Annotated in this window: 17 protein-coding genes, 1 rRNA gene and 1 riboswitch; of the genes, 2 read left to right on the forward strand and 16 right to left on the reverse strand. The window is 53.3% G+C overall.

Annotated elements, in window-relative coordinates:
- Positions 1 to 32: 32 nt before the first annotated feature.
- The 12 genes from purF to MKX70_RS02485 form a co-directional block, all read right to left on the reverse strand.
- Complete coding sequence (gene purF / locus MKX70_RS02430; protein WP_042241463.1) at positions 33 to 1529, reverse strand: amidophosphoribosyltransferase; 1497 nt, start codon at positions 1527 to 1529, stop codon at positions 33 to 35.
- The gene (gene purL / locus MKX70_RS02435; RefSeq protein WP_340839520.1) at positions 1514 to 3760 is read right to left on the reverse strand and encodes a phosphoribosylformylglycinamidine synthase subunit PurL; all 2247 of its coding nucleotides are present in this window, start codon (positions 3758 to 3760) and stop codon (positions 1514 to 1516) included. The genes purF and purL overlap by 16 nt, the downstream gene beginning before the upstream one ends.
- Entirely contained in the window at positions 3738 to 4427 is a 690-nt protein-coding gene (gene purQ, locus MKX70_RS02440; RefSeq protein WP_042232430.1) for a phosphoribosylformylglycinamidine synthase subunit PurQ, read from the reverse strand. The genes purL and purQ overlap by 23 nt, the downstream gene beginning before the upstream one ends.
- A 5-nt stretch (positions 4428 to 4432) precedes the next feature.
- Positions 4433 to 4678, reverse strand: coding sequence for a phosphoribosylformylglycinamidine synthase subunit PurS (gene purS / locus MKX70_RS02445; RefSeq protein ID WP_019913657.1), 246 nt, complete (start codon positions 4676 to 4678; stop codon positions 4433 to 4435).
- A gap of 65 nt (positions 4679 to 4743) precedes the next feature.
- Positions 4744 to 5634 carry a phosphoribosylaminoimidazolesuccinocarboxamide synthase gene (locus tag MKX70_RS02450; RefSeq protein ID WP_042232428.1) on the reverse strand — a complete coding sequence of 297 codons (891 nt, stop codon included), beginning with the start codon at positions 5632 to 5634 and terminating at the stop codon, positions 4744 to 4746.
- A 362-nt stretch (positions 5635 to 5996) separates the two neighbouring features.
- Positions 5997 to 7292, reverse strand: a complete 1296-nt coding sequence (gene purB, locus MKX70_RS02455; RefSeq protein ID WP_042232426.1) for an adenylosuccinate lyase — start codon at positions 7290 to 7292, stop codon at positions 5997 to 5999.
- Between the two features lie 6 nt (positions 7293 to 7298).
- Positions 7299 to 8600 (reverse strand): 5-(carboxyamino)imidazole ribonucleotide synthase, encoded by a 1302-nt coding sequence (locus MKX70_RS02460; protein WP_042241461.1) that lies wholly within the window; start codon positions 8598 to 8600, stop codon positions 7299 to 7301.
- An 80-nt stretch (positions 8601 to 8680) separates the two neighbouring features.
- Complete coding sequence (gene purE / locus MKX70_RS02465; protein WP_042232424.1) at positions 8681 to 9166, reverse strand: 5-(carboxyamino)imidazole ribonucleotide mutase; 486 nt, start codon at positions 9164 to 9166, stop codon at positions 8681 to 8683.
- Between the two features lie 239 nt (positions 9167 to 9405).
- Positions 9406 to 9507: riboswitch (purine riboswitch) on the reverse strand.
- A 162-nt stretch (positions 9508 to 9669) separates the two neighbouring features.
- A complete protein-coding gene (locus MKX70_RS02470; RefSeq protein WP_042232422.1) occupies positions 9670 to 10104 on the reverse strand; it encodes a universal stress protein in 435 nt (144 codons plus the stop codon).
- Between the two features lie 50 nt (positions 10105 to 10154).
- Entirely contained in the window at positions 10155 to 10418 is a 264-nt protein-coding gene (locus MKX70_RS02475) for a DUF1294 domain-containing protein (protein ID WP_039310312.1), read from the reverse strand.
- A gap of 147 nt (positions 10419 to 10565) precedes the next feature.
- Positions 10566 to 11819: an MFS transporter gene (locus tag MKX70_RS02480; RefSeq protein ID WP_052415950.1), complete on the reverse strand. Its 1254-nt coding sequence runs from the start codon at positions 11817 to 11819 to the stop codon at positions 10566 to 10568.
- Positions 11820 to 12264: 445 nt separating this feature from the next.
- Positions 12265 to 14394 carry a DNA topoisomerase III gene (locus tag MKX70_RS02485; RefSeq protein ID WP_340839521.1) on the reverse strand — a complete coding sequence of 710 codons (2130 nt, stop codon included), beginning with the start codon at positions 14392 to 14394 and terminating at the stop codon, positions 12265 to 12267.
- Between the two features lie 127 nt (positions 14395 to 14521).
- Between MKX70_RS02485 and tsaA the strand changes: the two genes are divergently transcribed.
- Positions 14522 to 14971, forward strand: coding sequence for a tRNA (N6-threonylcarbamoyladenosine(37)-N6)-methyltransferase TrmO (gene tsaA / locus MKX70_RS02490; protein WP_042232419.1), 450 nt, complete (start codon positions 14522 to 14524; stop codon positions 14969 to 14971).
- 22 nt (positions 14972 to 14993) lie between these two features.
- Positions 14994 to 15899: an AraC family transcriptional regulator gene (locus MKX70_RS02495; protein ID WP_042232417.1), complete on the forward strand. Its 906-nt coding sequence runs from the start codon at positions 14994 to 14996 to the stop codon at positions 15897 to 15899.
- Positions 15900 to 15975: 76 nt separating this feature from the next.
- Here MKX70_RS02495 and MKX70_RS02500 read toward each other — a convergent pair whose 3' ends face one another.
- The 4 genes from MKX70_RS02500 to rrf all read right to left on the reverse strand — a co-directional run bounded on the left by MKX70_RS02500 (position 15976) and on the right by rrf (position 18930).
- The gene (locus tag MKX70_RS02500) at positions 15976 to 17112 is read right to left on the reverse strand and encodes a DUF4179 domain-containing protein (protein WP_042232414.1); all 1137 of its coding nucleotides are present in this window, start codon (positions 17110 to 17112) and stop codon (positions 15976 to 15978) included.
- On the reverse strand, positions 17087 to 17671 hold the full coding sequence (locus MKX70_RS02505) for a sigma-70 family RNA polymerase sigma factor (protein WP_042232412.1): 585 nt from the start codon (positions 17669 to 17671) through the stop codon (positions 17087 to 17089). Before MKX70_RS02505 ends, MKX70_RS02500 begins: the two co-directional genes overlap by 26 nt.
- Positions 17672 to 17833: 162 nt before the next feature.
- Positions 17834 to 18580, reverse strand: coding sequence for an acyl-[acyl-carrier-protein] thioesterase (locus MKX70_RS02510; protein WP_042232410.1), 747 nt, complete (start codon positions 18578 to 18580; stop codon positions 17834 to 17836).
- Positions 18581 to 18813: 233 nt separating this feature from the next.
- Positions 18814 to 18930, reverse strand: a 5S ribosomal RNA gene (gene rrf / locus MKX70_RS02515).
- Between the last annotated feature and the right edge of the window lie 40 nt (positions 18931 to 18970).

An 18970-nucleotide genomic window follows, 5' to 3' on the forward strand; every position in this document is an offset into this window, starting at 1 on the left:
CTTCGCAAGGGGGATTTAGGGGGATGTCCCACCTAACACGAGCATCCGTCCTTCTCTTCCCCGCCGAAATCCACCTGCGTGGGGTAATCATTATCGAAGCAGGACAGGCATAATCCGCCTTTGTAATCGTCACTATTATAGCCGCCGATGGACTGGATCAGTCCATCCGGTGAAAGGAACGCAAGCGAATCCGCATTGATCTCCTCGCACATCTCGGCGATTGTCTTATAAGAGGCGATCAGCTCGCGGCGGTCCGGGGTATCGATGCCATAGAAGCAGGGATTCTTGAACGGCGGCGAGGTGATCCGCACGTGAACCTCAGCCGCTCCGGCCTCGCGCAGCAGATTAACAATCCGGCGCGAGGTCGTGCCGCGCACGATGGAATCGTCGATCATGACTACACGCTGGCCTTCCACGACACGTCGCACCGCGCTGAGCTTCATCTTCACGCCCTGCTCACGCAGCTCCTGGCTCGGCTGGATGAAGGTCCGGCCGGTATACTTGTTCTTGATCAGTCCAAGCTCGTACGGGATGCCTGTCTGCTCAGCGTAGCCGATAGCTGCGGAGATACTGGAATCCGGCACGCCGGTTACGATATCTGCGTCCACAAAGGCTTCAAGCGCCATCCGGCTACCCATCCGCTTGCGGGCGGAGTGCAGGTTGGAGCCGTTCAGATCGCTGTCCGGACGGGCGAAATAGATATATTCCATCGCGCACAGTGCTTTGCGTTTAGGTTCCGCGAAGCGGTCCTCGCGGAAACCGTCCTTATCCAGCACGAGCAGCTCACCCGGCTCAATATCACGCACCAGCTGGGCGCCAATGACTTCGAGTGCACAGGATTCGGAAGCGAAGACATACGCCGTACCCAGCCGGCCCATCACTAAGGGACGCAAGCCATGCGGGTCAGAAGCAACAATCAGCTTGTCGTTGGTCATCAGCAGGAAGGCGAAACCACCAACCAGCTGGGCCAGGGCATCCTTCGTGGCTTCGACAAAATCCTTCTGCGAACGCGCGATCAGATGCGCCAGCACCTCGGTGTCGCTGGTGGTCTGGAAGATCGAGCCTCCCTGCTCCAGCTGCTTACGGATTAGAGGTTCATTCACGATATTGCCGTTCGTGGCAATCGCGAGATCACCGTCACGGTATTTGAAGACCAGCGGCTGCGCATTGGTCAGCCGGCTGTCTCCGCTGGTCGAATAACGCACATGCCCGATAGACATGTCCCCGATCAGCGAAGCGATCTTATCTTTGTCGAATACTTCCTTCACCAGGCCCATGCCGCGGTGATAGTTGAAGTCGCGTCCATCCGCCACACAGATGCCCGCGCTTTCTTCTCCCCGGTGTTGCAGGGCGTGCAGGCCGTAATAGGACATGGAAGCGGCTTCCGGGTGTCCGAAGACCCCGAAGACGCCGCATTCTTCTTTTAACGTGTCAAAAATATCTCCCGAGCCCGTTCCTTCGTTGTAAAAGTCGCCGGTCCACAGGATAGGGGCTTCCTGCTTGTTCCCGGTCTTTATTTCATAAGACATGGAATAGCATCCTCCCAAATGGTCTTGAGTTCAGTAACGGCTTCATCCAGTGCTGCCGCTCCGTCCAATGCAATACGCAGGCGGTCTCCGCCAACAGTTCCAATGATTTCGACCGGTACGCCGTAGGCGGCAACCGCTGCTTGTAATTCTTCCGCACGGCTAGGCGCAGAAGTCAGAATAATCCGGGATTGGCTCTCGCTGAACAGCGCCACATCACGGCGCAATCCGCTGGCGGACAGCTCAATATTCGCTCCAATGGTGCCGCTGATGCAGCTCTCTGCCAGTGCTCCGGCCAGGCCGCCTTCGGACAGGTCATGCGCAGAGCGGACAAGCCCGCTGCGGATCGCAGCAAGTACGGCATCCAGCAGTTTGCGTTCCGTTGCCAGATCGAGTTCTGGCGGACGTCCTTCGGTCAGGCCGTGAATAGCATACTGAAATTCACTGCCGCCTAGCTCTGCCTTCGTAACACCAAGCAACAGAATCGAATCGCCTTCCTGCTTGAAGGCCTGAGTGGTAATATGATCGGTATCTTCAACTAATCCCACCATGCCGACAACCGGTGTCGGATAGATAGCTCCTGAAGCATTTTCATTGTAGAGACTGACGTTACCGCCAATTACAGGGGTATCAAGCACACGGCAGGCTTCAGCCATACCGTCTACCGCACGTTCCATCTGCCAGAAGATTTCCGGCTTCTCCGGACTGCCGAAATTCAGGTTGTCCGTAATCGCTAGCGGCTGGGCACCGGAGCAGACAATATTACGTGCGGCTTCGCTGACAGCAATACGCCCGCCCACTTCAGGATCGAGATAGACATAACGTCCGTTACAGTCCGTAGTCATCGCCAGAGCTTTGCGTGTGCCGTGGATCGTTACCACCGCTGCATCGGAACCCGGACGAACGGCCGTGCTGGTCCGCACCATATAATCATATTGGTTGTATACCCATGCTTTGCTGGCTACTGTAGGTGATCCCAGTACGGTGCGCAGGGCTCCGCCCAGATCGGTGACTTCATCATAGCGAAGCGTATCCACCGCAGCATTCTCCTCATAGTAAGCAGGAACTGCCGATGGTTTGTTATAAATCGGACATTCATCGACCAGAGCTGTTACCGGCATGTCGCCGACCACTTCACCGTGATGGAACAGCTTCAGGCGGCCATCGTCAGTAACCTTACCCACTTTGCGGCAAATCACGCCCCAGCGGTCGAAGATTTCCTGCGCCTGAGCTTCATCCTTAGGCTCAACCACGAACAGCATCCGCTCCTGGGATTCCGAGAGCATCATTTCATAAGGGGTCATGCCATCTTCGCGCTGCGGCACCTGATCCAGATACAGCTCCAGACCGTTGCCCGCTTTGCTCGCCATTTCCGCACTGGAGCAGGTAAGACCGGCTGCGCCCATATCCTGAATTCCGAGTACGATCCCGCTGTCGATCAGCTCCAGGCAAGATTCCATAACCAGCTTCTCCATGAATGGATCACCGACCTGTACCGCCGTACGTTTCGCTTCGGACTCTTCACTGAGCTCAACCGAGGCGAAGGTCGCACCGTGAATCCCGTCACGGCCGGTAGGAGGACCCACGTAGAACACAGGGTTGCCTACACCTTTGGCGACACCGCGCTGGATTTTATCATGATCAATCAGTCCTACACACATCGCGTTGACGAGCGGGTTGCCGTCATAGCTGTCATCAAACATAATTTCCCCGCCGACGGTAGGGATGCCGATACAGTTGCCGTAGCCTGCGATCCCGGATACAACATGCTCGAACAGATACTTTACCCGGTCGCTCTCAAGCTTCCCGAAACGCAGGGAATTCAGCAGCGCCACCGGTCTTGCGCCCATGGAGAAAATATCGCGGATAATCCCGCCCACCCCGGTCGCCGCGCCCTGATAAGGCTCAACTGCTGATGGATGGTTGTGGCTTTCGATTTTGAAGACCACCGCCTGGTTGTCTCCGATATCGACGATCCCCGCGCCTTCGCCCGGCCCCATCAGTACCTTCGGTCCACTTGTCGGGAAACGGCCCAGCAGCGGCTTCGAGTTCTTATAGGCACAGTGCTCGGACCACATCACACTGAACACGCCGATCTCCGTATAGTTAGGCTTACGTCCCATGAAGGAGGTAATGAGCTCATATTCGCTGTCCGATACACCGAACTGACTGTAGATTTTCTGCTCCGCGATTTGCTCTGCGGTCGGCTCCTTAGCGGATACTTGCTGCGTCATAACGATCCCTCCATGTTGTAAGAATGGATGTGAACATCCGTTTGCCGTCTTCCGAACCAAGCAGGCTGTTCGCTGCGCGTTCCGGGTGAGGCATCATACCAACCACATTACCCGCCACATTGCTGACTCCGGCAATATCAGCGACTGAACCGTTCGGATTGTCGCTGTATGTGAACACGATCTGGTTATTAGCCTTAAGCTCAGCCAAAGTCTCTTCATCGCAGTAGTAATTGCCTTCACCATGCGCGATCGGAATGACGATCTCTTCATCCTTCGCATAGTCAATAGTAAACGGGGTTGTGTTATTCACGACCTTAAGCACCGTGTCATGACAGCGGAACTTCATCGACATGTTGCGGCGCAGAGCGCCTGGCAAGAGGCCCGCTTCGGTCAGGATTTGGAACCCGTTGCAGATGCCGAGCACGAATTTACCCTGCTCCGCAGCCTTGGCCACTTCAGCCATGACCGGAGCGAACCGGGAAATTGCGCCGCAGCGCAGATAGTCACCATAAGAGAAACCGCCCGGCACGAGAATGCAGTCATAAGCCGACAGATCCGTCGCCGTATGCCACACATAATCTACTGGTTCACCGAGGCTGTCTTCTACTGCTTTGTAGCAGTCAATGTCGCAATTGGAGCCTGGAAAGACAAGTACAGCAAATTTCATGACTTTTAGTCCTCCAATTCGTAGCGGTAATCCTCGATCACCGTGTTGGCCAGCAGCTTCTCGCACATTTCCTTGAGGCGTCCTTCCGCTTCTGCGCGGTTATCGGTATCGAGGGTCAGCTCCATATACTTGCCGATGCGCAGACTTTCAACTTCCTGGAAACCTACAGAATGCAGCGCCCCTTGCACGGCTACACCTTGGGGATCGAGCACGCTTTTTTTGATGGTGACGTAGACTGTCGCTTTTAACATACGCTTGTAGTTCCTCCTAAAATTTATTGAGCTAACTTCTATAAGAGCATTCCGTCAAAAACAATCTATAACGACTTCCCGGTAAGGCGGTGATAAATATCCAGGTAACGGCGTGAGGTCTCTTCAACGACTTCTGCCGGCAGCGGGTCCGGTGTACTATTCTTGTCCCAGGAGGATGCCGAAAGGTACGTCCGTACAGGCTCTTTATCCATGCTGTCGATCTCGATATCCAGCGCATATTTGTCTTTGGCCCAGAAACGGGAAGCATCCGGTGTGAAAATCTCATCGATCAGGATGACCTTGCCGTCCAGCAGCCCGAACTCGAATTTGCAATCCGCAAGAATAATGCCGCGGTCGTTACAATATTCTCTGGCAAAAGCGAACAGCTTCAGGCTCTTCTCCTTAAGCTCCAGTGCAAGCTCCGCGCCAATCAGCTCCTGCATCTGCTCAAAAGGAATGTCCTCATCATGGCCGACATCATTCTTCGCTGCCGGTGTAAAAATCGGTTCGGCCAGCACCGCATTCTTGCGGAGCCCTTTGGGAAGCTCGATGCCGTTCACTTTACCTGTCTCCTGGTACTGCCGCCAGCCTCCGCCGGTAATGCAGCCGCGCACGACACATTCGATATCAATCCGCTCTGCTTTGCGGACAACCATGATGCGGTTCTTCAGTGCTTCGCGGTCCCGTACAATATCCCCGAGCCGGTCTACATCGATATGAACCACATGGTTCTCAATGAGCTCCTTGGTCTGACCGAACCAGAAAGCGCTAAGCCGGTTAAGCACATTGCCTTTGTCCGGAATCGCCGGGTCCAGCACGTAATCAAATGCGGAAATGCGGTCCGTAACGACGATCAGTACCTCATCCCCCAAATCGTACAGCTCACGAACCTTACCTTTGTAGAGCAGCGGCGCATTTACGAGTTCCACGGCTGTGGATACGGCCGTTGATGTCATGACCTTTCCTCCCTTGAACAAATGATCTTGCTTATATTTGGGCTAAAAGCGCCTGGGACGCTGTCATTCCCCGCTACGCGGGAGAATTGAACTGAACGGCTAGTTAATCGGCCCCTACAAAAAATTTTGGACTTCCGAACGCTGTTATGGTCATATTTCTCTGATTGAACCACAGGCTGTGGTAGAAATCTGACCATAAAGGCGAACGCTGACGCTTCTTCCAGTTCCAAAATTCCTCTCCGTTCCTTATTAACTAATCTCACAGCTTCAATTCTGTCGCTTATCGCTCCAGAACAACAACTCCCCATCCCTCCGCCCGTATCTTCTCCAGCTCATCAGTTCACCACTGACTCACCTTTTTTTTAGATTAGCTCCAGCTTGTGGAAAATGGTATCCACATGCTTGAGGTGCCAAGAAGGATTGAAAGCATCCTCGATCTCTTCCGGACTAAGCACAGCAGTGATTTCCGGTGTAGCTTCAACGATGTCACGGAACTGTGTTTGTTCTTCCCAAGCCTGCATCGCACGCGGCTGTACAGTGTCGTATGCCTGCTCGCGGCTGAAGCCTTTGTCGATCAGCTTCGTCAGGATGCGGCCGGAGAACGGAACACCGAAGGTGCGGTTCATGTTGCGCTTCATGTTGTCCGGGAATACAGTCAGGTTCTTCACGATGTTGCCGAAGCGGTTCAGCATATAGTTCAGCAGCATGGTCGCATCCGGCAGAATGATCCGCTCTACCGAGGAATGCGAGATATCGCGTTCATGCCACAGCGGCACGTTCTCGTATGCTGTAACCATGTGCCCGCGGATCACGCGGGACAGGCCGGAGATGTTCTCGCTGCCGATCGGGTTGCGCTTATGTGGCATAGCGGATGATCCCTTTTGACCTTTGGCAAAAGCTTCCTCCACCTCGCGGATCTCACTCTTCTGCAAAGCGCGGATTTCAGTAGCGAACTTGTCCAGAGAAGTGGCGACCAGTGCCAGCGCAGCCATGTACTCCGCGTGACGGTCACGCTGCAGCGTCTGTGTGGAGATCGGTGCCGGGCTGGTGCCCAGCTTGCGGCAGACAAATTCTTCAACGAATGGGTCGATGTTGGCATAGGTGCCGACAGCCCCGGAGATTTTACCGAATTGGACGCCATTCGCCGCATGACGGAAACGCTCCAGATTACGCTTCATTTCCTCATACCAGAGCGCCATCTTGAGTCCAAAAGTCGTTGGCTCAGCGTGTACGCCGTGTGTACGGCCCATCATCGGGGTATCCTTGTAAGCTACTGCCTTATCTTTAAGAATCTCAATGAACCGGATGATATCCTGCTCCAGAATTTCGTTGGCCTGACGCAGCAGGTAGCCAAGCGCCGTATCGACAACGTCCGTGGAGGTCAGTCCGTAATGCACCCATTTGCGTTCTGCACCCAGGCTCTCGGATACTGCACGGGTAAAAGCAATTACATCATGACGCGTTTCCTGTTCAATTTCGTCGATCCGCGCGATGTCGAATTTGGCGTCCTTGCGCAGCTTCGCGGCATCCTCATGCGGGATCACTCCCAGCTCGGCCCAAGCCTCACAGGCGCAAATCTCAACTTCCAGCCACGCGTTAAATTTATTTTCCTCGGTCCAAATGGCCCGCATCTCAGGTCTGCTGTAACGTTCGATCATAGCTTGTCAGTTCCTCCAAAGGTTAGTTTGCTCTACCCAGGACAGGCCGTCTCCGGTGTCCTTACAGAGCAGGTTGATATGGCCCATTTTGCGGCCAGTCTTGCTCTCAGTCTTGCCATATATATGAAGCTTAGGGGATACCCCAAGCCGGTTTGTTCCTTCATCCGCAGTGCAGGCCGCCTGAATGGCACCCTCCAGATGCTGGCCGAGCACATTCACCATAACTACAGGCGTAAGCAGCGTAGTGTCACCCAGCGGCAGATTGCAGATCGCCCGCACATGCTGCTCGAACTGTGAGGTTACGCAGGCATCCATTGTATAATGCCCGGAATTATGCGGGCGCGGAGCCAGCTCGTTGACGAACAGCTCTCCGTCCTCCGTCACGAACATCTCCACAGCCAGCAGTCCGACGGCATCCATGCCGGAGACAATCTGCTCGGCCAGCTCGCAGGCCCGGCGCTGAATCTCCTCCGGCACCCTTGCGGGCACAATCGAGAGATGCAGGATATTGTCCACGTGGATGTTCTCTGCGGGCGGGAAGCTCTTAACTTCACCCGCTGGGCTCCGGGCGGCAATGACCGAAATTTCGCATTTGAAGGCGATAAATTTCTCCAGCACCAGCTCGGGTGCGTGTGCCGTGGCCTCGGCAGCGTCTTCCGCTTCAGCCGCTCCCGGCGAGTCGGGCGAAGCCGCTGCCCCGCTTGCTTGCGGTGCTGGAGCCGCCGCTCCCGGCGCTACCTGCCGGAACGCTGCTGCAAGCTCTTCCGGCCGGCGGATGACGGCTTGTCCCTTGCCGTCATACCCCCCTGTGGCTGTCTTCAGCACACAGGGCAGGCCCAGGTCGGCAGCCGCGGCCTCAAGCTCCGCCAGGCTGCCGACCTTGCGGTACGGGGCAACGGGCACGCCCGCAGCGATGATCGCCGCCTTCTCGCGCAGCCGGTGCTGCGTCGTATACAGCAGCGCGCTGCCCTGCGGCACGTACGATTCCTCCGTCAGCAGCGCGGCTACGCCCGCGTCGACGTTCTCGAACTCGTACGTGATCACGTCCGCGCGCTGCGCCAGCTCACGCGCCGCGTCCCGGTCGTTGTACGCCGCAATAATCTGCGGCGTAACCTGCCCGCAGGGCGCATCCGGCGCGGGGTCCAGCGCCACGAAGCGGTACCCCATGGCGCTGCCGGAGAGCGCCATCATACGCCCGAGCTGCCCGCCGCCGAGCACGCCGATCGTCGCGCCGGGCAGCAGCGTCCGGGACGTTCCCGCCCCTGATGCTTCAACAGCACCAGCGGCTGCCTCATCCCGGCGCTCCATTCTCTCAGCTCCGGCTTGATCCCGCTCTGCTCTTTGCTGCGCCACGCTCTCCGAGCCTCCGGCCGTCGATTCCTCCGGCCTCATAGCGTCTCGCTGCTTTCCAGCACTTCGCGCTGGGTTGCCTCGCGCCGCAGCTGCACCTTTCTCGCCACCTCCGGCTCGAATGCACCGATGATCTGCGCAGCCAGCAGCCCTGCATTGGTAGCTCCGGCACGGCCAATGGCTACCGTGGCTACCGGGATGCCAGCCGGCATCTGCACAATCGACAGCAGCGAGTCCAGGCCGTTCAACGCCTTGGACTGCACAGGCACACCGATGACCGGCAACGTCGTTTTGGCTGCCACCATACCCGGCAGATGCGCCGCACCGCCCGCTCCGGCGATAATCACCTTCAAGCCGCGCTCCGCCGCTTCCTCGGCATAACGGAACATCAGATCCGGTGTGCGATGCGCAGAGATGACCTTTTTCTCATAAGGCACACCCAGCTCCTCAAGCACAGCACATGCATGCTCCATAGTTTCATAGTCCGATTTGCTGCCCATAATGACACCTACTTGCACAGACATTGTTCACCCAGCCTTCCGTTTCCCGTTATAGATATTCCTTGGATTTAAGTGTGTCCTATTTCCCTCTAGTTTCCCATAAATCCGAAAAAAATAGCCCGGATTCCAGACGCATTTTGCTGCGGGTGGACCCGGACTACTAAGGAATTAGGAGAGTACTGCCCCGGCATCTGCAGATACCCGGCCTTTAAGAGAGCCGGCGCAGAGCACACCCCCGGTATACGCGGCGGCGGCTGGCCGTTTCAGTTATCCTATTTCCTCGTAGTCCGGCAATTTACGGTTACCGGGTAGAAACTTCCGGGCCTTATCCCCGGTTTTATACGAGCTCTTCATAGGTTCAGTTTAACAATGCCCTACACTTCGTGTCAACTTAAACACGAACATTGTCATATCATGTCTCCCAAATGTTCGCTTTTGGGCACATTTAATTTTCTTATTCTGCCTATTCCGGCCATCTCCACAGAAAAAAAGGGGAACGCCTAAGCGCTCCTCTGCAAGTATCTCTATTATTTAACAACCAGCACCGGAATGCGGGCACTTTGCACTACATTGTGGCTGACGCTGCCCAGAACGAACTCCCGGATTCCGCCAAGCCCGCGGCTGCCGATAACGATGACATCCACCGTGTGCTCTTTGGCATAACTCAGAATCACTTCGGCAGGCGATCCCTGCAGCAATTCTACAGTAGCGTTCAGGCCTTCGGCTTCCAGCCGGCTTTTCACTTCTTCGGTAGTCTGTACGGCGAGGTCATAGTAGTCCTTATTCACTGAAGCCGGCAGAGGCGCGAGTGCTTCCCCGATGAAGAACCGCGGGAATTCAAATGCGTGTACGACGTACAGGGAGGACCCTGGAGTTACCTTAGCCAGTTCAATCGCACGCTCGAGTGCCTGATTGGAAGCCTTCGAACCGTCATAGGCTAGCAAAATTTTAGAGAATAACATATACGCCACCTCTTTCTATTGTGTACAGCCTTAGCCAAACTACAAGAAACTTAACTCAAAAAATATCCATACAGCAGGATATTCAGCAGCAGCAGCAGCGGAATTCCGATCCTGAAGGAAGTATGCCTCGTCTTGTGGCGCTTGCGGTACATGGCAATCAGCACACCCAGCGCGCCGCCCATGAACGCGAGCAGAAACAGTGTTTTCTCCGGCACCCGATCCCGTCTTTTGCGGGCCTTGTTCTTGTCTTCCGACATCACTACATACCCGATAATATTGATCAGTGCGAACCACAGCAATACAACCTTGACCATCCTTCCGGCCCCTCCTCCTTGCATCCTATCTACTCTCTATTATATTACCCTTTCGGGCAAAAAACCAATAAGTTCCCCCACAAAGTGAGGTTTTGGCGCAGGTGATCACTCAGGTACTTTGCGGGGACCCCTTCTATTACAATAAACCTAACCCTGCCTGCCAAGTATCCGCCGCTCTTGTCTGCTCCCTGTGCCCGGTTCCCCGGCCTCTCTGATCCAGACCCAGGACAACACTGCAGCAAGCAGCGCTGCAATTCCGCCAAGCCAGAACCCTCCGGTCAGTCCATACGCCGCACTCATCCAGCCCGCTACAAAAGGCCCCCCGGACATGCCTATAGCATACACTGCCTGATAGAAGCCCATAGCCGTTGCCCGCTTGAATGGAGCGACTCCCGACACCGATTTACCCAGCAGCAGCGGGAAAATAAGCCCCTGCATGAAGCCGTTCCCAACCTGCGTTGCACAGAGAGCGGCCAGAGTAGGCATAGAGGGAATCAGCAGCGTGAATACCGCACTCCCGGCAAAACCCAGCATTAACGTTCCCCGGTCCCCAAGCCATTTGCCGAACAGACGTGAGCCGTACAATGTGGCAATCGCATGCGGCAGCATGAAAGCCAGCGTCAGCCAGCCAAGACTCTCTTTGCTCGCACCGATATCCAGCGCCTGATTCGGCGTATAGCCGAACATCGTAATGAACAGTACACAATGTGCCAGCACGGACAAAAGCGAGACCTTGACCAGCAGCGGTTCCCGGACTACTCCGGCAAGATCTTTAATCTGAATCGCATTCCGCTTCTCCTGCTTCTGTTCAGGCAGACGTAGTGCAAGCAGCAGCGCAGCCGCCGCCACAATCCCGCCGATAATAAACGGAGTGTTCCAGCCCCAGTGATCGACCATATAGCCGCTGATCATCATACTGGTCAATTGGGCAATAACCGTTGTGAACTGCAGCATGCCCATGGCTTTACCAGCCTCTTCTTTCGGAAAATACCCCGCGAACATCACCGAGTACACGACCCAAGCGGAGGCCGCAATCCCTGAGACGGCACGTGCAGCCAGCGCCCAGCCCGGATGTGCACCAGCCAGGAACAGCAGACAGCTCAAGCCGCTTGCGATCAGTCCCAGATAAATAAACGGCCGCCTCCGGTTAAGATAATCCGAACCGATGCCAATCGGCAGACGGAACAAGATCTGCATCAGGCCGTATACGCCCAGCACCGCTCCAACCATGATATATGAAGCTCCTAGATGCTCCACATACGGAGACAGCACAGGCACATAGATATAAGAAGAGAACCAGAACATAAAGACAATCACTAGAAAGAAAAACCGGCTGCCTCCCCGGCTGCCCGAGACTTGTACCGATTGAATTTGATCCTCTTGTTGCTTAGCCGCCGCCACTTCATCACCCGCTCCACTATATTTGCCGGAATCCTAACAGTCCTCTCCAGCCTCAATCTCCTAAGTAAAACATATCTGCCGCCCCTTGGACAGCCCCCGTAAAGTACATTACGCATTAATCTGCAGTTTCACACCAGCCGTATCCGCTTTTCCATAAACACAACAAAACTACCGGATGCTCCGGCAGTCTTGTTGTTCTCGAAGCCTTCCCTCTCTGGAAGGAAAACTAACTTCTATATAACAGAGCTTAGAATAAACATGCTGCTCTTACGTTAACTAGTCTTACGCTTGCCTTGGCTTGTATCTTTATTTGTATCTTGGCTTCTATCTTCGTTTGTATCTTCGTTTGTATCTTGGCTCATCGTTTGTTGCTCACTTCATTTAAGTCGCTCACTTCATTTAATGCACTTTTGCCTATACACAGTAGGCTATCTTATTTCCCCTTCTACTTGGCTTCCATCGCTGCCTTCAGCAATTCACCAAGGTTAGAGCCGCCGGCGCTTTCCGGCTTGCTGTACTGCTGGACCAGCTTCTGCTGTTCACGTTTGTTAATATGCTTGTGGTCCTTATCCATCGTCTCCGTAATCCCGCAGCCGAGGCATTGCACATACATCCCTGCCTTGCCTTCCTTAAGCTCCATCTTCTTATGGCACTGCGGACAGCGGCGGTTTGACAGCTGCTTCTCCCCTGCGCGGGTATAGCCGCAGTCCTCTTTGGGGCAGACCAGCAGCTTGCCGCGTTTGGTCTTCTTCTCCAGCATTCTTGTCCCGCATTCCGGACAATGGCTGTTAGAGACATTATGCGGCTTGTATTCCGCCCCGCTATTCTTGACCCCGGACACCAGCTCCTGGGCCATACTGCGGATGCTCTGCAGAAAAGGCTCCGGACGACCTTGCCCGCGCGCGATTTTCTCCAGCTCCGCTTCCCAGCGTGCCGTCAGCTCCGGCGTGCGCAGCTGTCCGGAGACCAGTCCGATCAGCTGTTTCCCTTTGCCCGTCGGATGCAGCAGATTACCCTGCCGCTCAATCGTATCCGAACTGACCAGCTTCTCGATAATATCGGCACGGGTTGCCGGTGTTCCCAGCCCGTACTTCTCCATCTGCGTCAGCAGCGAAGCTTCATTATAACGCTTAGGCGGCTGCGTCCGGCCGGGCTTGATGATGCAGCGCTCAATTTTTACGCTGTCGCCCTCCCGCAGCTCCGGCAGCTTCACACTGCCCGCTGCAGGCTCGTCGCCCGCATTCTCATCCTCCTCATCCGAACTCATATCCCCGCCATAGACTTCGCGCCAGCCCGCGTCCTTAACCGTAGTGCCTTTAACCTGGAACGTTTCTCCCTCCACGCTCACCGTCACAGCCACTGCATCATAACGTGCCGGAGGATAGAACAGGCTGATGAACCGCCGTACAATCAGATCATACAGCTTCCGTTCTTCCGCACTTAATAGATTAAGCAATACCGTCTGCTCTGTTGGAATAATTGCGTGATGGTCACTGACCTTACTGTCGTCAACAATCCGTTTCGTAACCGGCAGCGGTTTGCGCAGTAGCGGTCTAGCGAGGGCCGCATACGGTCCGACTGCTACGCTGTCCAATCTTTCCTTTAGCGTACCCGTCATATCGGCAGTCAGGTAGCGGCTGTCCGTACGCGGATAAGTAACCAGCTTATGCTGTTCATACAGCTTTTGCAGCAGGCTTGAGGTTTGTTTGGCCGAGAAGCCAAATTTACGGTTTGCATCCCGCTGCAGCTCCGTCAGGTCATAGGCCAGCGGATGGGGTTCGCTTTTCTCGCTTTTGTGCACCTTAGTGATCCGTCCGCTGCGGCCAGTCAGCTTCTCCTTCAGAATACCCGTCTTGTCTCTGTCAAAAATCCGGCCGTCCCCGCCCTGCGCACGCCATCCCGCCTGGAAATTGCCGAAATCGGCAGTCAGCTGATCGTATTCCTGGGAACGGAAGCCCGTGATTTCATTCTCCCGGTCCATAATCATGCCAAGCGTTGGTGTCTGTACACGTCCTGCCGAGAGCGGCGCACCGAACTTACAGGTTAAGGCGCGCGTAATGTTCAGCCCGATCATCCAATCCGCCTCTGCACGGCAGCGGGCAGACTCATACAACCGGTCGAAGTCCTTGCCTGGACGAAGCGCGGCGAAGCCTTCCTTAATCGCCTTATCCGTCTGCGAGGAAATCCATAGCCGCTTGAATGGCTTCTTCCACCCAGCCATATTCATGATCCAGCGTGCCAGCAGCTCTCCCTCACGCGCAGCATCCGTCGCAACGATCAGCTCCTCAATATCCTGCCGTTTCATCAGCTGCTGTACCGCTTTGTATTGCTGGCTGGTCTCCCGCAGCACCTTCAGCTTGGCCTTCTCCGGAAGAATCGGCAAATCCTCCAATGCCCAGGTAGCATATTTATTGTTATAGTCCTCAGGCTCAGCCAGGCCAACCAGATGCCCCAGAGCCCAGGTAACCACATATTTCGGCCCCTCCATATAGCTCTTTTGCTTATTTCCGCAGCCCAGCACCCGGGCAATCTCCCGGGCAACCGATGGCTTCTCCGCCAGTACCAGTACCTTCATAATTCTCTCCCCTCCATATCAACAACCTATTATACCACGGGATAAAAGACCGCAAATATCATCAGGCTGATTTCATTTCATTTCAGCTAAACTAGAATTATTCCCCAGCCGAAAGGAGTCACAGCCAATGCTCACATCAGAACCGTATAATGTTATATCAGTAGGTGTAGTATCCGTATCCGGATCACAGCACAACCTGCGTCTCGAGATTAAACCTCAATACAGACCTGCCTTGAAGGGGCTGGCTGATTTCAGCCACTGCCAGATTCTCTGGTGGATTCATGAATTTGCAGACGATGCCTTCCGGCGTACTACGCAGATTGAGCCTCCATATGAGGCTCCGGTAACGGGTGTATTTGCCACACGTTCTCCCGTACGCCCTAATCCCATTGGCCTTTCTGTGGCCGAAATTGTGTCCGTTGATGTTGGACAGGGAATGGTTGAGGTTACCGGACTGGATGCCTATCCAGGAACGCCTGTGCTCGATATCAAAGCCTATTTTCCTGCTACCGACCGTGTCCGTCATGTCAGAGTCCCTGAATGGGCGTCCTCTTGGGGAGAGTGGGCTCTAGAGTAAAACTAGTACGAGGAGAGAGCTCATGACTAACTGCAAGCTTATTCTGCAAGCGATTGAGTACATTGAATCCAATCTGAAGCAACCATTGTCTGTCCTGAACCTCTCCAGAGTGAGCGGTTATTCGTTGTATCATTTTATCCGGCTGTTCCAGGGGGTTACCGGGCTAACACCCGGCGACTACATCGCAAGACGTCGAATTTCCGAGGCTGCCCGTGAGATTCTGAGAACGCCTGACCGCAGCTTCCAGGATATTTCCCTGGATTATTCCTTTAACGATTATGAGACCTTCACCCGTGCCTTCAAAAGATTGCTCCATACCACCCCCACCCGTATCCGCCAAAAATCAAATCCGGATATCCCTCTGCTGCTGCATCCTATACGGGGAATGGATCTGCCGCACTGGACCGTCCACAACACCGGATCTCCGGAAATCATTGAGCTCGGGGAAATCAGACTTCAGGGACCGTTTATTACAGTTAACAACGATCCTTCTATTATAGGTGCCGCTTGGGAAAAGCTATTTAGCGGTATTTCTTCCATTCCCTGCCGTAAGCTTCCAGAGCGGTATTATCAGCTTGGCTATTGGCCGGATAATTATGAGGATAGCGGCATCTCTTTTCTCTGTGGCTGTGAGTTGAACGCATCACCGCCTTTACCATCCGGCACTACACTTCGGGCAAACAGAGGACAAGCAGATAGTGATCTTCCCGTTCACATCCTGCCACCAGCGCGTTATCTCAAGTTTCTGCATAAAGGTCCCTCAGCAGAAGTCTCGGCTACATACAAATATATATATGGCGTATTTCTGCCCGGAACCGATTATCGCCTAAACCTCACTTATGAATTTGAATATTATGGTGCAGGCTATCTTGGCCCGGATAATCCGGATTCAGTAAGTGAGATCTACATTCCGTTAACTTTGCTTTGAATACAAACAAGTCCGCCTCTGCAGAGCAGACGCGGACAAGAATCCAGTTCATTTTACGCATAACTAATTCTCTGATTTAAGGAATCACTATTGTGGTCTCAAGTTCTTTATAATAAGTTTTTAACCTCTCACCATTACCATCCAGCAAGAGATTCAATTCACTATCAAAAGTACAAGTATACGGTCTAACCGTAACCGTCTTTGGTTTTTGCGGGAAGACATCGTATATATTATCCAGAATAGGATGGCGAAGTGCTTTACCCATCCCATATCCCATTTGCCGGGGATTGATCACATTGCCGACATCATCCACAAGCTCATAGAATACTTCGGTAGGCGCATATTCTCCTGTCTGCTCCGCCGAGGCAGGCACTTCCCCTTCACTGGTTACGATCAATCTTAGGGTAGCAGGCGTAATGTCCAGACTCTTCACTGTGTACTGGAAGGAGCCTTTGCTTGCCCCCTGACCTGGAGTAAGATTAATGACCCCCTCCGTTACTTTTTTCACCGTTACCTGGAACTCAAACGGCTCTGCGATCTGAGCAACAGGCACCTGGATATCCACCTTGAATTCGTCTCCTAAGGCTGCAGTGTTCCGCAGATTATTCAGCTCTAATAACAGGGTATGCGGTTGTCCATGTACGTCACCTGTAGAAGAGGAGCCGAAGTTAATGGGCTCACCGGACACCTGAGTAACTACAGGCAGCCCCAGTAGCCCTTTGGTCGATTGATCAAAGTCATGGGTTTTAAAATCAGTAATCTCCGCCAGAACCCGTTCATCCATGATTCCCGCTCTCTCAAATCCAATGGCTAACCGGGCACCGTCATAAAATACTTCTGTAACACTTAAAGTAACTCCATCCTTTGTAACGCTCATGTTAGGTGAAGTAGTCAGGCCCTTCTCCGCCGCCAATTTCAAACCAGGGTCCTCCATGTGCTTGAATATACTGCTAAATACGGGGAATTGACTCAATGTATCGGCCCATACAGGGGAGATGAATCCTGCTGTTACTGTACCTAACCCGATCATTACGGCCACACATGCGGCTGCTAACGTCTTTTTAAACAATTTACTGCCTCTTTTTATCTCCATATGCTCAATACGGTTCATAATTTGCTCATTATAGGTGTCTACAGGGAGTTGAATCTTTCCGATGCTGCTGCGAATGTAATCCACCGTTTGCTTCTCAGTTTGATTCTGCCACTTCTCCACGAGTGCAGCCTCCTTCGTTCGCTTTTTGCAAGATCAGTTTTCTCCGGAGCCTTTCATACTTCTTGCGGAGCGCCGCTGAACTCCTCCCGGTAATTTGCGCAATTTCTTCGAAGCTGTATTGTTCGATGACACGCAGGATCAACAAACTGCGCTCCTCCGAAGTTAGGTCTCCGAACATTTTGTCCACAGGTGAATCATCTGGAGACTCAGGAGCTTCCCGTACCAGCTGCAATTTATATAGTGACATTAACCGGTTGCGGCGCTTATTCCTGCGAAGCTGGTCCAGGCAATGATGATAAGCTACCTTATATAACCAAGCTGAAAAAGAGACACGCTTCTCATAACGCCCAAGCTCCTGATACACCTTCACAAATATATCCTGTACAGCATCCTCTGCTTCTTCACGGCTCCTCAAAATATAATAGCAATACGTATATATTTGCCGTTCATATGCAGTTATCACTGAAGTAAAAGCATGCTTTTCACCTGCACGTACCTTATCAATCGCTTCTTCAATTCGATTTGGATTCACTTGGCCCCCAGGATTGCCTTGCTCCAAAAGAATCACCTCCGTTTACCTCTTACCTCTATATAACGAATGCCAGGTGCGGATTTGTGACATCCCGGGAATTAGCTTTATATACGAAAAAACGGCAGTCCTTTGAACACCGGGTAGCTACCGTTAGTTAATGCTATTTATAATACTTTAGTTGTTAAAGGACTATCGCGCCAGTCTAAGACAAGCTTCAAAAAACACCTTGTCCCCGCCTTGCCCGCGTACATATACTCCTTCTTCAGTCCGGGAGGACCGTAAAATACTAATTTCCTCCCCATACTGGGCTTCCTGCGCATAGGTTATGTGAAGACCGCTGAGCTCCAGTTCCCCCCATTCCTCCAAGGTCAGCGCATCGCAGCATAAATCTACATACCTTGCATTGTTCAGATGCCCGTTGTTATCGAGCCCGCTATATCTTACTTGATAGCAATAGGCTTCCTGCAGAGAAAGATCAGCGGGAATCATTACTTTGTCCGGGAGACTTCCTACCGAATCCTCCAGATAAGGCTCTACAGCAATGGGAAGGGCTGAAGGTCGAAGGATCTTCCGCTTATCCATATCCACAAGCGCCCAGATCGAGCGTGCCGCTGCCAATTCTACAGCATTACTATCAAAAATCCGATAATCCCGCTGCCAGAGCGCTCCTTTGTTTCCTTTACTCCAGGTACGCACATTAAGAAGCTCGTTAGGCGACGGTAAATGTCGAAGTTCTAGATCGAGTGTGATAACCATCCAGCCCATTCTTGCATTAAGCATTGTATCAATACTTAAACCTAGACTGCTTACAGCCGAATCCGCAGCACGCTGCATAATATCAAGAAGAAAGGAGAGCTTGCCCCTTGACCGAAAATCAGTGTCACTTGCATGAACCATAAATTCCTCTGTCCACAAAAGGTTGCCGTGCTTGTCCATAACTTTACGCTCCTTTACGCATCCATCCACAATTCCCTCTGTGTATCCACATTATCTAACACGATATCCACATGTGTATAAGTTTTCATTTCTTTCTATTTACCGCCGAATTATACACAAGCTATGCACAAAATTCACAAGCAGCACCAGAAATAGGGCCCTAAGTAATTGTAATACTATTCTCTATAGGACACAAAAAAGCCATTGTCGATTGCTCAACAATGGCTTCATGTGCTTGGCGGCGTCCTACTCTCCCAGGACCCTTCGGTCCAAGTACCATCGGCGCTGGAGGGCTTAACGGTCGTGTTCGGGATGGGTACGCGTGGAACCCCTCCGCTATCGCCACCAAACATGCGTCTGTGAAACAGACGCTGCCGCTTGAAATTCGGT

This window comes from Paenibacillus sp. FSL R7-0312, assembly GCF_038004445.1.
In the GTDB taxonomy this organism is placed as follows: Bacteria; Bacillota; Bacilli; order Paenibacillales; family Paenibacillaceae; genus Paenibacillus_AQ.

Bases quoted from the DNA above. Each gene is read 5' to 3' on its own strand.
- purF (WP_042241463.1), bottom strand. From the start codon at position 1,529: ATGTCTTATGAAATAAAGACCGGGAACAAGCAGGAAGCCCCTATCCTG.
- tsaA (WP_042232419.1), top strand. From the start codon at position 14,522: ATGCTCACATCAGAACCGTATAATGTTATATCAGTAGGTGTAGTATCC.
- purL (WP_340839520.1), bottom strand. From the start codon at position 3,760: ATGACGCAGCAAGTATCCGCTAAGGAGCCGACCGCAGAGCAAATCGCG.
- MKX70_RS02510 (WP_042232410.1), bottom strand. From the start codon at position 18,580: ATGGACAAGCACGGCAACCTTTTGTGGACAGAGGAATTTATGGTTCAT.
- purB (WP_042232426.1), bottom strand. From the start codon at position 7,292: ATGATCGAACGTTACAGCAGACCTGAGATGCGGGCCATTTGGACCGAG.
- MKX70_RS02475 (WP_039310312.1), bottom strand. From the start codon at position 10,418: ATGGTCAAGGTTGTATTGCTGTGGTTCGCACTGATCAATATTATCGGG.
- purQ (WP_042232430.1), bottom strand. From the start codon at position 4,427: ATGAAATTTGCTGTACTTGTCTTTCCAGGCTCCAATTGCGACATTGAC.
- MKX70_RS02460 (WP_042241461.1), bottom strand. From the start codon at position 8,600: ATGGAGCGCCGGGATGAGGCAGCCGCTGGTGCTGTTGAAGCATCAGGG.
- MKX70_RS02495 (WP_042232417.1), top strand. From the start codon at position 14,994: ATGACTAACTGCAAGCTTATTCTGCAAGCGATTGAGTACATTGAATCC.
- purE (WP_042232424.1), bottom strand. From the start codon at position 9,166: ATGTCTGTGCAAGTAGGTGTCATTATGGGCAGCAAATCGGACTATGAA.
- MKX70_RS02485 (WP_340839521.1), bottom strand. From the start codon at position 14,394: ATGAAGGTACTGGTACTGGCGGAGAAGCCATCGGTTGCCCGGGAGATT.
- MKX70_RS02470 (WP_042232422.1), bottom strand. From the start codon at position 10,104: ATGTTATTCTCTAAAATTTTGCTAGCCTATGACGGTTCGAAGGCTTCC.
- MKX70_RS02450 (WP_042232428.1), bottom strand. From the start codon at position 5,634: ATGACATCAACGGCCGTATCCACAGCCGTGGAACTCGTAAATGCGCCG.
- purS (WP_019913657.1), bottom strand. From the start codon at position 4,678: ATGTTAAAAGCGACAGTCTACGTCACCATCAAAAAAAGCGTGCTCGAT.